This is a genomic window from Trinickia terrae (genome assembly GCF_005144415.1).
In the GTDB taxonomy this organism is placed as follows: Bacteria; Pseudomonadota; Gammaproteobacteria; order Burkholderiales; family Burkholderiaceae; genus Trinickia_A; species Trinickia_A terrae.
This window is the reverse complement of record NZ_SWJE01000014.1, coordinates 1-11888: the sequence shown is the minus strand read 5'-3', so window position 1 is coordinate 11888 and position 11888 is coordinate 1. Positions and strand designations below refer to the sequence as shown.

General features: G+C 58.3%; 14 protein-coding genes. 3 read left to right on the top strand and 11 right to left on the bottom strand.

Going from position 1 to position 11888, the window contains the following annotated elements:
* Positions 1-99 precede the first annotated feature (99 nt).
* From FAZ69_RS33610 to FAZ69_RS23380, 3 genes are read left to right on the top strand one after another with little or no spacing between them, the layout of a single operon-like run.
* Positions 100-447 carry a hypothetical protein gene (locus FAZ69_RS33610; protein ID WP_206171233.1) on the top strand — a complete coding sequence of 116 codons (348 nt, stop codon included), beginning with the start codon at positions 100-102 and terminating at the stop codon, positions 445-447.
* Complete coding sequence (locus tag FAZ69_RS34040) at positions 444-779, top strand: helix-turn-helix domain-containing protein (protein WP_240702432.1); 336 nt, start codon at positions 444-446, stop codon at positions 777-779. The genes FAZ69_RS33610 and FAZ69_RS34040 overlap by 4 nt, the downstream gene beginning before the upstream one ends.
* Positions 692-1756 carry a tyrosine-type recombinase/integrase gene (locus FAZ69_RS23380; RefSeq protein ID WP_255451562.1) on the top strand — a complete coding sequence of 355 codons (1065 nt, stop codon included), beginning with the start codon at positions 692-694 and terminating at the stop codon, positions 1754-1756. The genes FAZ69_RS34040 and FAZ69_RS23380 overlap by 88 nt, the downstream gene beginning before the upstream one ends.
* A gap of 252 nt (positions 1757-2008) precedes the next feature.
* On the opposite strand, the gene FAZ69_RS23370 is transcribed toward FAZ69_RS23380, so the two are convergent.
* The 11 genes from FAZ69_RS23370 to FAZ69_RS23320 all read right to left on the bottom strand — a co-directional run bounded on the left by FAZ69_RS23370 (position 2009) and on the right by FAZ69_RS23320 (position 11730).
* Entirely contained in the window at positions 2009-2620 is a 612-nt protein-coding gene (locus FAZ69_RS23370) for a hypothetical protein (protein ID WP_136897476.1), read from the bottom strand.
* A gap of 2 nt (positions 2621-2622) precedes the next feature.
* Positions 2623-2961, bottom strand: coding sequence for a hypothetical protein (locus tag FAZ69_RS23365; protein ID WP_136897475.1), 339 nt, complete (start codon positions 2959-2961; stop codon positions 2623-2625).
* Positions 2954-3700 (bottom strand): TIGR04255 family protein, encoded by a 747-nt coding sequence (locus tag FAZ69_RS23360; RefSeq protein ID WP_136897474.1) that lies wholly within the window; start codon positions 3698-3700, stop codon positions 2954-2956. The genes FAZ69_RS23365 and FAZ69_RS23360 overlap by 8 nt, the downstream gene beginning before the upstream one ends.
* A gap of 361 nt (positions 3701-4061) precedes the next feature.
* On the bottom strand, positions 4062-4916 hold the full coding sequence (locus FAZ69_RS23355; protein ID WP_136897473.1) for a tyrosine-type recombinase/integrase: 855 nt from the start codon (positions 4914-4916) through the stop codon (positions 4062-4064).
* 84 nt (positions 4917-5000) lie between these two features.
* A complete protein-coding gene (locus FAZ69_RS23350; protein ID WP_439654795.1) occupies positions 5001-5915 on the bottom strand; it encodes a rolling circle replication-associated protein in 915 nt (304 codons plus the stop codon).
* A 954-nt stretch (positions 5916-6869) separates the two neighbouring features.
* Positions 6870-7202, bottom strand: a complete 333-nt coding sequence (locus tag FAZ69_RS23345) for a hypothetical protein (RefSeq protein WP_136897471.1) — start codon at positions 7200-7202, stop codon at positions 6870-6872.
* 9 nt (positions 7203-7211) lie between these two features.
* Positions 7212-8567, bottom strand: coding sequence for a type II secretion system protein GspD (locus FAZ69_RS23340; RefSeq protein WP_136897470.1), 1356 nt, complete (start codon positions 8565-8567; stop codon positions 7212-7214).
* Positions 8564-9499 carry a zonular occludens toxin domain-containing protein gene (locus FAZ69_RS23335; protein WP_136897469.1) on the bottom strand — a complete coding sequence of 312 codons (936 nt, stop codon included), beginning with the start codon at positions 9497-9499 and terminating at the stop codon, positions 8564-8566. The genes FAZ69_RS23340 and FAZ69_RS23335 overlap by 4 nt, the downstream gene beginning before the upstream one ends.
* A complete protein-coding gene (locus FAZ69_RS23330; protein WP_136897468.1) occupies positions 9500-9691 on the bottom strand; it encodes a hypothetical protein in 192 nt (63 codons plus the stop codon). It lies immediately after the preceding gene.
* Positions 9692-9699: 8 nt separating this feature from the next.
* Positions 9700-9978, bottom strand: coding sequence for a DUF2523 family protein (locus FAZ69_RS23325; protein WP_136897679.1), 279 nt, complete (start codon positions 9976-9978; stop codon positions 9700-9702).
* Positions 9979-10227: 249 nt separating this feature from the next.
* On the bottom strand, positions 10228-11730 hold the full coding sequence (locus FAZ69_RS23320; protein ID WP_169708740.1) for a virulence factor TspB C-terminal domain-related protein: 1503 nt from the start codon (positions 11728-11730) through the stop codon (positions 10228-10230).
* Positions 11731-11888 lie beyond the last annotated feature (158 nt).

Sequence of the window (11888 nt, the reverse complement as noted above, 5' to 3'; positions counted from 1 at the left end):
CGGGCAGGCAATGCACAGAACCCGTGGTTTTCGGAGGTGTCCGCTCGTAAGTCGTTGATTATTGAGAGGACTACCGCCACGAGTCACGACGAATTTGCCATGAGTCGGGCCGCTTTTGCCACGTGTCCGGTTTTTGCGCCGGCCGCCATCGCTCCTTCCTCTTCTCTCTTTAATTCATTGAAAAAGAAGAAGAAAGAAAGCGAAGAATGGCGAGGAATCGGCCCAAACGTGACACCACGAGTCGGGGTTGATTTGCCATCAATTTGGCATGCTGCCTATTTTTTAGGCCATGAGTTACACGAGCCGGAAACGCCCGAATGGTGGCAATTGATGGCGCGCGAGGCATTAAAAATCAAGGGCTTAGATAGCATCACCATGCAAACCACGTGTCCACGTGTTGCGCTGCCTGTGCTCCCTCCACGCCACACGCAGGAGCGCAGCCGATGAAAACCATCGACCTGATCGAAGCCGCTGCGCTGCTAGGCGCACACCCCGAGACGGTGCGTCTGAAGGCGAAGGCCGGCACGCTCCCTGGCCGCAAAGTCGGCAAGCGCTGGATGTTCTCGACGGTTGCCTTGCAGCGCTACCTCGCTGGAGAATGGACTCCGCGAGTTGTGCAGGGCGATCTGCTGGAGGAAGTAGAAAAATGTCGCTCTACAAACGAGAGAGAAGTTCGAACTGGTATTACAAGCTGTACCCACCTGGAGGCGGATCGCCGTTACAGGGCAGCACTGGCACCAGCGACAAAGCCAAAGCGCAGGAATTCCATGACCGCCTGAAGGCGAGCCTTTGGGATCAGGCGAAACTCGGCCACAAGCCGCAATACACCTGGAATGACGCCGTCATCGAGTACCTGAGCGATCGCGAAGGCATTGCAAGCCTCGACACGACGAAAACGCACCTGCGTTGGCTGGACAAACACTTGTCGGGCGTGTTGCTGGATGACATCGACCGAGAGCGAATCGACACGATTGTGCGTGCGAAGCGCCAAGAGCCGATCATCGTCCGTACGCGCACCGGCCCGCAGCTGGTCGGCCGGACGGTGAGCGAAGGCACGGTGCGCCGTGTCGTTGGTGTCATCGTTGCGGTCCTGAACGCGGCGGTCGAGCGCGGCTGGCTTGTTCGGGCGCCGGTCCGCAAACCGTCGAAGGCAGTCGCGAAGCGCATTCGGTGGCTCAGCCGGGCCGAGGCTGACCGCCTGCTGTCCGAGCTGCCGGACCACCTCGCGGCGATGGCGCAGTTCAGCCTCGAAACAAGGCTGCGCCGCGCCAATGTAACGGGCCTGCAGTGGTCGCAAGTCGACCTGGTGCGCCGCGTGGCCTGGATTCATCCGGATCAGGCGAAGGCGCGCAAGGCGATCACGGTTCCGCTGTCGGAAACGGCGATTGCGGTATTGCGCCGGCAACTGGCGAAAAGGCGGAAGCCCGAGTACGTCGAGAGCGTGTTCGTGTACCGCGGCGCGCCGGTTCACCAGACAACGACAGCAGCATGGAGCAAGGCGTTGAAGCGGGCCCACATTCGGAGCTTCCGATGGCACGACCTGCGGCACACGTGGGCGAGCTGGCATGTCCAGCGCGGCACGCCGCTACAGGTGCTCAAGGAGCTCGGGGGATGGGAAACGATGGAGATGGTGCAGCGGTACGCCCACCTGTCGGCTGACCATTTGGCGCAGTGGGTTGCATCACACACGGAGGTGGCGCAGGTCGTCGAGTTGCCGGCGACAGGCGCTCCGACGCAGATGGTAGGTGTACTTTAGCTACACCTAGTGGCAACGACGGGGGGAGGGAACCGCTGAAAGCCTTGCTAGATTTGGCGCGCCCGGCTGGGATCGAACCAGCAACCCCTGCCTTCGGAGGGCAGTATGCCTCAACAGTAGCACGCTACCTATCATCACTTTGGTCTGCCCTACGTCACCTATCGACTAGCCTCGCGACACTTCGGCCAATCCATAGCGTCGTCCTTTCAGTAACTTCATGACGTAGTAAAGCTCCCCGCCGGGAGTGGCACATCAGCCGCGCTGAGGCTCCTCTTCACGTGCTACGTTTTCGTGAAAGCGACAGAAGTGCACGGAGAGCTTAAACAAGAATAAGTAAAAGCCCACCGTGTCAAGGGTGAACAGCTTCTTCCGATCCTTGTCTGAAGTAAAACGATCCAACGGCACGGTGTGTAAGTTATCGAGCAGCGCGATACATTCTTCCGTCAATGCGCTACCTTTCGGTAAGTAAAATATTGACGTTACGCTTTGCTCGCGAATGGCTTGCAATTTGTTTTCTATAGAACCAGCCTCAATCCCCGCTCCCCTCAGACTTTCAACGTACCGATCCAGTGATACCAGTGGAGCAAACACGAGACGAGGAGGGATAGCGCGATCATTCCCAACATCAATATCGCAACTGTTTGATAATACGATCCCTTTGACTTTTTTCCGATCGCCGCTTTCAAGGTTAACAACGTCAAGCCCAGCCCAGCCGTCACCTTGCAAAAGCTCATCCCAGTAGCGATTCAAATAATAACCAATCGCCCTGGGAAAATCAGCCAATGCCTTAGCCAATCCCTCTTTCGCTTGCTTTGTCAGATATGGCGGGATGTGATCCTCAAGCCTCTCAAAGCTGATGGACATGATCAGTCAGCGTAAAGATCCCAAAGATTCTCCGTTAGCACCGCTTGAAACTCTTCCCCCAATGGGCGCTGAGCGCTTAGCAGGCGACTATAAAACGAAGCCATTTCAGCTTCAAATGACCGCTCTGGAATAGAAACGATAATCTGCCCACCTACAGCGGCCGTATCGGACCATTGGACAGCCGTATATGGCACGTTACGACCAACGTTCTCCTGCGCCAACTCGGCCAACCCACCAAGGCGGATCGGCGCATGAATCATTCCCGTAGCAAGAACCCCAGCCGCAAAAAGCGACGGGATGCGATAGCTTTGGCCGTTGCCGGTCAGTGTGAAATTATTCATACTCGGCCCCCAAGGATTCGATAGTTTTGCTTTTCAAGCATTGAAAGAATAATGTTTTATTTGCTTCATGTATTTCTTTTGCCAAATCGGACGACTGTGCTAGGAATTCGCCAAATGGTATCTCTGACTCACAGTTGAAAATAGTATCAATGTCAATAATTGTTCCGCTTTTTGAAATGCTGGTATCCGCTAGCTGCGCATTCGCACTGGCTATCGCATGCACAACAGATATGAATTTATTGTGTGCTAACTCTACTCGTAATTGAAAATTTATATTTTCTTGGCTGCCATCGCCAACCTTTATCTCTAAATTCAGCTTCGACAAAGCGTCGGCAGAGTTATCGGTTTCGAGAAGGTTAATATATTTTATCGAATAGCGGCTCACCGCCTCGATCAGATTTGTATCCGCAACAGCCGTCAAGACGTCACCAATGGCGGCCCCGAACTTAGTCCAACCTGGGTAAGGTAACTTGCAGCCAATCGCCAACGACTCGTCGCCGATCAAGATGAAGAACGTGTCCCAATGGACCTTCTGAACAGCCAGCACCCGAAATATCGGATCAGCTTGCCGCGACAACTCCGGAAGGTTAGCAGCTGGCAGTTGTTCGACGCGCTCGGCTTTCAATTTCGTAAACAATACGCCAGGCAAGATGCTCGCCACCGGCGTCCTTGCGCGGAACCGGATTTCAAATATCGCTTCGAGTACAGGCTCGCTTGTGAGCCGCTTCGGTAATTTCATGCTCGTCCGAAAATGTTTGCGGCCGATGCTAACGCCAGCACCGCAGTAAAAGTATCACTATGATACAGCCACATCAATGCTGCGACGCAGTATGTTCGACGTGTTCTAACGTAAGGTAGACCTAGGACATATTTCGGCCAATCCTCGCTAACCTTTAGGCGGCAACCGCTCCTGCGATCCACCGCGTGCTACCTACTCCCCCGACTTGCCCCTCTGCTGATGACGTCATAGATCGAGCATCCCGCCTCTCGGCCATCAACGCCGCATACGACATACCGGCGGTCAGGACCTCCCGGTGAACGTCGGAAGCACTCTCTTTTTCAGCTCGTAAGGAAATACAGGGCGAGCCGTATCACCGACATCAAAAGCACAGCAATCGCTGCACGGCGGCCCGGCCCTGATGCGGAGAAAGGTGCGCGTAGCGTTCCGTGACAGTGACCGACGAGTGTCCAAGCAAATCCCGCACGACGTACAACGACTCACCCGACATCACCAACCATGACGCAAACGTATGTCGCAAATCATGTATCCGGAAATCGTTAATTCCAGCTCGACGGCACGCCGACTCAAAACCCTTCTGAATAGTAGTAATCCGCGCCCCGGTTTCAACGGAAAAAACCCACCGTGCGCCCGGAACGTTCTCCGCCAGCCAAACACGCTGATCGTGCAACGCTGAGATGGCTTCCGCATTCAACGGCAAAGCCCTACGTTTATTGTTTTTCGTATGTTCAGGTTCCAACTGAATTAGCGAACGCTCAAAATCAACCCTTGTCCACTCCAATTTTAATAGCTCGTTTTTCCGACAACCCGTATGCAGCGCCAATCGAATGAAATTGCGTAAATGAGGTCGGCGCGCAAATTCAGATGCGGCTTCAATAAGTAAATCGGCCTCCTTCCGCGTAACCCACCGAACCCGGGTATCAGCATTTTGCAAACCAAGCCGAAGGGTAGGGTTGGGTAAATCTGTCATATCGTGCTCAACGCGCACGAAATTAACAGCCGCCGAAAAAAGCTTTAGTTCACGTTTAATCGTTGACTCGCTTACGCCTTCCGCCAGACGAGCAGAAACATAACTGCGAACATCAGCGCGCTTTAACGACGAAATGCGCCGACCGCCAAAATGCGGTTGCAACCGCTTGAGCGAATATAAATCGCGCTGTTTGCTCCGGTGGCTTTTTGCAGCCAGATAGATCCCCACCACTTCCTCGAACAGCATGTATGACGCCTCGCACGTAGGATCCACTACGCATATATCGTCAGACTAATGCGGGGACTTTAAGCGTTCGCTTAGTGTAAGCATTCACCCCGTATTGCCCGTCGCCATCCAGAAAACGCCTATGCCCTGGTTCCAATAGAACTGAGCGCCGTCACACGTTGCGCCGTTCCCCAGCACGCACCGATGCGCCGCCACCACAGCATCCCGCGCCTGATACTCGGGGCCGAGGTGCGCGTACGTCGTCACTTCCGGCACCACGATGCCCCGGCTTGTCCAATACCGTTTCTTGTTGAACGTCGACACGTCAGAGTCTTTGCCGACGTACTTGGCGATATACGTGGCGATCCGGTGTCGCATCGCACGACCCTTGCCGCCTATCTTCCTCATGAGCGCCTGAAGCTTTCGGTTACCAGAACTATCGTTCACCGCGCCATCCGTGCCGAGCTTGCTAATAACCGACAGCCAAATCGAGCGCAGCAGCTTCCAGTTCTGCCGACCGCTCACCGCCACGTGCATATGCCATCCGCCGCGTTCATGCCGCTCAGGCACCGCCACATAATGAAAATCCTGCAACCGATTCAGCCGCCGCCTGAATTCGTCCCAGGCCTTCGCCCATACCTCAATCGACGCCTCATTGCGCCGCATTGTTAGCGTCAGCATGCGATCCGCTCGGATCGACTTGCAGCGCTTGCGAATCATGCGCCTGGACCGCTCTATCGACGTTTTGAGCGACTTCGCCGCCTTCTCCGACACATCGTCGTCAGTCTCACTTTCCAGCTTCTCGCGCTTGCCACGCATCCCCCGAGGCCGCAGCCGCAGTTCGTGAAAGCGGCGCTGCACAGCCACGCTGAACGCCACGACCTCTTGCTGACCGTCTTCGAACCGTTGCGAACGAATGATGTACTCATCGCTAAACGGCCCCTCAGACTCGTATACGGGAATCGGCTCGCCGCGCAGCGCTGCTGCGTTCAATGCTTGGGGAGAACCGTACTCATTCAGAACGCTTTGATAAGACAGCGTTTTTTGACCTACAATGCTGTTACTCACGTTGGATAGCCCTTTATCCGATGTCTGTCACCGCCCGGGATCGCGCCAACGATCGCCGGGTTTTTCTTTTGCCGCTCCACCTGCTATCTTTCCCATCCGGCGGGAAACCCCAGGCTGGTGTTTTCTCAACTGGTCCACCAGCCGTCCGCCGTCTTGTCGTCCCGGGCATCCACCCCACGCATGGATACCCGGGATTTTTTTCGTCTGAGCCCTTCTCTACCTCCTGATAGAGCCTGGCTTCGTCTGCATTTCCGTTAAGTGTTAGAGGTACAAGTTTAGGCGCGCTTCGCGCGCCGGCCTCTGCGGCCTGCGGCTCGCCGTAGGCCTGCGCACCCGCGCGCCCCGCTCACACCCCACCGCATCACCGGCAAGCCCGCCAGCGCGCCATACGTCGGCCCCATCGCACCGAGCGCGCCCAACAAACCGGCTTGGCAGTGAGGGGTCGCCGCGTTCCGGCGCCGCGCCTACGTTCGGCGTGGTTGCCGATACCCGCTACTCGGTCCCGCAGGCCGCGCTCAGCCGCGCGACAATCGCCACACTCCGCAGGTCCGCTGTCGCTCTCCCTCGCTTCGGCCACGGCGGGACACTCCTCACGCTAGACGCTGACACCTCAGCCCCACGCGGCGCACCGGCTAAAATGGGCGCAAACACCCACAGAGGCCAACCACAATGAGCATCCACGACCGCGACTGGTATCGAGAGGAAACAAAGCGTCGACTCACCCGCGAGTACAGGCAACTACCGCCCACGCCGCGCGTACGCAGCACACCACGCAGGCACCTACACAAGCCTCTCTCCCACCAGCTACACGAATTTGCCGAACCAGCCATCCTGTGGTCACTCATTTTCACGGCGACGTACTTGGTAATCGACCGCCTCATTCACACCAACAACTTCTGGACCTGACTACAGGCCGGAACGCAATTCATCCACACGCCGACGCAGACGCTTCACCTTCCGTCCGAGGTCGAGATAGGCGGAGCGAATGAAAAACGCCGTCAGTACCGCAATCAAGACCATCGCAAAGATCAGCCCGCAACACACGGCGACAAGTCCATCCATCGGCAACGCACCAAACGAGGAAATCGGTGCTCCCTTCGCATGCTCGCCAGCCGACTCGAACAACTCAAAGACCGACCACGCAAACACCAGCATCGTCACAAACCACACACCCGACCTCAAAGCATCAAGCGCCAACTCACGAGCAACCGCATCCGCCTTAATCCGCTCCCGCTCCATAACGCCCCCCTAGACTTTCTGAACCTGCAACACCAGCACGACCTCAGTACGCCCTTTCGACCGCGTATGACCGCCCAGGAACGCCGGTAAGAACCGCTCACGGCTATGAGTCTCGCTGTCGCTGTCTTGAATCAACCCGCCCAGCACAATCACTTCGCCATCCTTGAGCGCCGCGACCGTTTGCAATGACCTGGTGCTTTTCGTCGGCGAGTTATTCACGCCGGTTGTCGTCGCTTCGAAGCTCGATATCTCCTCATCGATTGCGAGCTGGATAGCGTCCTGCAATACCGTTGGCGTGACGTTGAAGATGACGCCCGCGTCTTGATACTCGACCGATTGAACCGGCGTGCCGCTGGTCCCCTGGTAACTCACGCTTGACACCGTAGGCACCCGTTGCCCCACATTGAGCTTCACTTGCTGGCCCGACACGCAGCGCACGTTCGGCGAGCTGACCTCATGAAAGCGTGAGTCAGACGCAAGCGCCGATATCGTGAAGCCCAACCGGCCCGCTCCAAACTGCAACGCCGTCGAATCCGCCTGAGTCGTGCCGCTGCCGAGCTGGACACCGACGCCGAGCAGTTTGGACACGATGCTGAAACCCGTATTACCGCCATCCGTGTCGTCAACCTCATAGGCCCAGCCGCGCACGACGACCTCGCCCACCGCCGTATCCAGTTGCGGCAACAAGGCTTTGAGTTGCTTCACGTCGCTCGCAGGCCCCGAGAACACCAACTGATCCGCAGCAGAGACCGTCGGCCCTTGGCTAACCTGCATCGCATCCGATGCCGCAGTCGGAATGCCTGCCGCAGCACCGGACGCAGGATTCCTCGTGGTTGACGGCACCGGCATTTGCGCCATGCTCGACACACGATCGCCGAACAGCGGTTGCACGAGCTTCAGCAGGTAATCAGCGCTGCGATAGCGCGGCGTATACACGTAGGTCTCGCGATCGACGGGCGTAGCACCGCTTTTCTTCGAGACGAAATCGACGCCGTTTCGCGTGTTGACCTCAAACCCCTGCGAATCCAGGAACACCTTCACGAACGCGCGCAGATCGCCCGCCTTCCCGTCGTACTGAAACGACACCTGACGCGTGTCCTGCAACACCTCCGAGCTGATGACGTGCGGTACATGCATCGCCTCGCCGTACAGCAGATCCACCAGTTGCCCAACGTTCACGAACCGCAGATCGAACGCCCCACCATTGACTCGCGGAAGCGGCCGCAAAGGCACTGACGGCAACTGCTCGGAAACGACACCCGACGCCGACGGCACCGGCAACGTTGGAATCGGCGGCACAGCCTCCACCGCAAACACTGACCACGACAACAACAGCCCGCACACCACCCATGCCACGCGCTTCATTTTTGCCCTCCGACCGCGTTATCGTTCGCAGCACCGCCGCCCGTCCACACCGCCACCCGCTCGCCGTCGACCATCCCCGTCACGCCAAGAGTTTGACCCTTGAAATCCTCCACCGACTCACGCCGGAAACGCCCTCTGTTGTCAGCAAGCAGCACATACCCTTGCCCGTCAACCGCGTACCGTCCCGCGATCCGCCACTGTTCCGAGGCCTGCCCTCGCGACCCCGACGACACAGCAACCGGCACAGACGCGCCGAACGCACCGCCCGCACCGAACAACCCGCCACCCGACTCCGCACCCTTCGGCTTGCCGATCGCGGAGACGCCCATGAAGCCCTTCCACGCAAACACCACGGCGAAGATCAGCGCCACTGGCAGCACGAACAGCGCTTTCGGAATCACCGCCTTCGGCTTCGTGTGGAGCTCCGCGCTCGTGTACAGCTCGAAGACCTTCTTCGGATAGAACCACGGCATCTTCACCGCGTCTTTCAAGCCGCTGTTCGGGTTGTGCGTATGGTCCCACTCGTACAGCATCGCCTTGTGCCCGCCGAACAAGCGCTTGACGTGCACATGTCGCCCGACCAAGTCACGAATCGTCTTGTTCATGCGATTCGGATGCTGCGTGATCAACACGATGTCCACGCCGAAATGCCGATGCACGTGCAGCTTCTCGATGTCCTCCGTGGCTTTCACCGATGCCGACACGGGGGGCCAAATCCGCTGCACCTCATCGATCACGATCACGTCGTTCGGCTTACAGTGCTTGTGCCACTCGCGCACCATATCGTCGTCCCACAGCTCATGATCAATCGCCAGATCGCGAATACCGTTCACCACGATACGACGCCCCGCCTTGATCTCCTTCGGCAGCCGCGAGACCGCTAACAAAGTCTTCCCGGAGCCCGGCACCCCCGTAACAAGCTCGATCGCCATCTAGCGTGCGCTCCCATGAACGACGAGGCCCTTCTCCAGCGTCACTCGAAGCCCGTCGAGCACCAACAGCCCAGCATGCGACAAACACGCCCGCACCAGCTCCATCTCCTGCACCGCCGCTTGCACGCTCCGCAGCAGCTCCGGGAACATCTCGCACTCGGCCACCATGTCTTTCTCCCACTGCGCCGCCATCCCCGACCTCACTTGATGAAAAACTTCTTCATGCTCGACACCCCGGCCATCGTCACCCGCGCACTGATCGCACCGCCGATATACCCGAAGCCCTGAAAAACGCCCCCCATCGCGAGCACGTTCACCAGATCAGACGCAAAGCCACCGACCGAAGACGTCAGCCAGGACATCGCCGTGTTGACCGCCAGATCAATGCCGGTCACGGTCAGCACGCCCACCCCCAACGCCACCAGCGCATTGAAGATGATCGGCTGAACCAAGCTCAACAGAAACGTTGCCCACGTCATCGCCACCACCCCCTCCAGTGCCCGAACCGATACACCCAGACCGCTCCAATCGAACCGGACAGCACGAATAGCAGCGCCAACACGAACAGCACCAAGCGCTCACGCCGCGTCAAACGCCGCCCCTTCATTTCACGACCCTCGCCACGAGCTGGTCGACTGCATCTGTCGCTTTCTCCGTCTGATGGACCATCGAAGAAATCATGTAGACGAAAAACGCGAACATCACCGCGCCACACACCACGAGGACCTTCATGCCTTCACCCCCATTGCAACGATAAGAGCCGCCGCCAGCGCACACAGCGCCAGCACAAGCGGACGGAGTTTCTGCACAGCCGTGCAGAGCGGGTCATACGCAAACGCGTACGAAGAACCAAGGATCGAGACAGACAACGGAGCCGGACACGCCCCGTCAGGCGGTCCGATATTCCACGGCGACATAGACACACTGGCCGAGCTCGTAGGCAAAGCCGGAGCAGCCGGAGGCGTCCCAAGAGACGCACACGCCGACGCATTCGAGTCGATCGCACACGGATCACTTGCGCTTGTCGCAGACGTCGCCGAGGCAGAAGAGGAGCCCGTGCTGGTGCTAGTGCCAGTGCTGGTACTCGTACCGGTGCTGGTGCTCGTACCTGTACTCGTGCCGGTGCTAGTCGTCGGATCACTAGACCCAGGAGTCCCGGAGATAGGCAGCGACCCAAGAGACCCCCCGGCACTCGTGCCCTGCGTACCAGCGCCCGACCCCGTGCCAACCGCATCACCGACCGTTGGCGTGTAGCTCGGATTCGCGCTCTGCCACGCCGTCGCATCCGCCGTCGTGATCGGATTAGTCGCGTCGTACGGCAGGCCGGTGTACCCAGGCATTTGCGACGCTTGCTGCCATAACGCATTCGTCGCATCCGCAGCGAGCTCGGGGTTGATTTGCTGCGCCAGCTCCGAAGCGGGTATGCCGCCGACTGCCGTCGCAATATCCGTCGTTGTCGTCGTCGTGCTCGAGACAGCCGTGTAGCCCGCAAGCGGTGCCACCACCGTGTAGCCCTGCGCACTCACGTCAGACGCCTGATCCTCCGTGAACGTCACCGTGGCCTGCCCCGTGTTGCCGTTGAACGTGAACGAATAGGTCGCCGCGCCCTGCGCGACACCCGCCGCATTGCTCTCCGTCAGCGACACCGCCGAAAAGGTCGAAGTAGACATCCCCTCATACGCGGCGTAGACGTTGTTAAGCGACGCTACATACGCCTGAGCAAGCGCATTCGGATCGACGCTGCAATCTGTTCCCGTCGTCAAAGCGCCCGAGCTATTGAGCTTCCAGACATTGCTGAAGCACCACATCCACGTCGTCGTACTGGCAACCGTACCCGTCGACGTCACGCTATCGCCCGAACCAAACAGCCAGGTCAACAACTTATCGACGCCAAGCGCGACAGCAAACTGCAACACAGCACCAATAACGACACCGAGGAAGCCGCCACCGTACCCAGCCCTCGCACCGTTCCCAGCTGCAACCGTCACGCTCTCGACTTTCTCAATCGTCGCCAACGACTCCGTAGCCGTGGGCGATAGCCCGGCCTGCCCGAGCTTCTTATACAAAAGCCCTGAGGTCTCGATCTGCGTCTTACCGAAGTTATAGGGTGTCGTCGGATCAGCCCGAGCGGTTACGATCCCATTGGAATCGAATGACAGGATGTTCCCTGCTTCCGCCCGACAACAGATACCGACCATCACCAAGCAACACATGACCTGACTCGCACGCATATCAGCCCCCAAGCTGCGAAAAAATCAGTCACCCGAAGATGATGTAACCGGCAACCAAACAGGTCGCCACCACAACGCCGAACGACTCGTAGAACCACGTCATCGCTAACCCTCGCACGTCGAATTCAAGAAATCGCGTAGAGCACGCACGCACCACG

Coding starts and splice junctions, on each gene's coding strand:
- FAZ69_RS33610 (WP_206171233.1), top strand. CDS start 100: ATGAGTCGGGCCGCTTTTGCCACGTGTCCGGTTTTTGCGCCGGCCGCC.
- FAZ69_RS34040 (WP_240702432.1), top strand. CDS start 444: ATGAAAACCATCGACCTGATCGAAGCCGCTGCGCTGCTAGGCGCACAC.
- FAZ69_RS23370 (WP_136897476.1), bottom strand. CDS start 2,620: ATGTCCATCAGCTTTGAGAGGCTTGAGGATCACATCCCGCCATATCTG.
- FAZ69_RS23365 (WP_136897475.1), bottom strand. CDS start 2,961: ATGAATAATTTCACACTGACCGGCAACGGCCAAAGCTATCGCATCCCG.
- FAZ69_RS23360 (WP_136897474.1), bottom strand. CDS start 3,700: ATGAAATTACCGAAGCGGCTCACAAGCGAGCCTGTACTCGAAGCGATA.
- FAZ69_RS23355 (WP_136897473.1), bottom strand. CDS start 4,916: ATGCTGTTCGAGGAAGTGGTGGGGATCTATCTGGCTGCAAAAAGCCAC.
- FAZ69_RS23345 (WP_136897471.1), bottom strand. CDS start 7,202: ATGGAGCGGGAGCGGATTAAGGCGGATGCGGTTGCTCGTGAGTTGGCG.
- FAZ69_RS23340 (WP_136897470.1), bottom strand. CDS start 8,567: ATGAAGCGCGTGGCATGGGTGGTGTGCGGGCTGTTGTTGTCGTGGTCA.
- FAZ69_RS23335 (WP_136897469.1), bottom strand. CDS start 9,499: ATGGCGATCGAGCTTGTTACGGGGGTGCCGGGCTCCGGGAAGACTTTG.
- FAZ69_RS23330 (WP_136897468.1), bottom strand. CDS start 9,691: ATGGCGGCGCAGTGGGAGAAAGACATGGTGGCCGAGTGCGAGATGTTC.
- FAZ69_RS23325 (WP_136897679.1), bottom strand. CDS start 9,978: ATGACGTGGGCAACGTTTCTGTTGAGCTTGGTTCAGCCGATCATCTTC.
- FAZ69_RS23320 (WP_169708740.1), bottom strand. CDS start 11,730: ATGCGTGCGAGTCAGGTCATGTGTTGCTTGGTGATGGTCGGTATCTGT.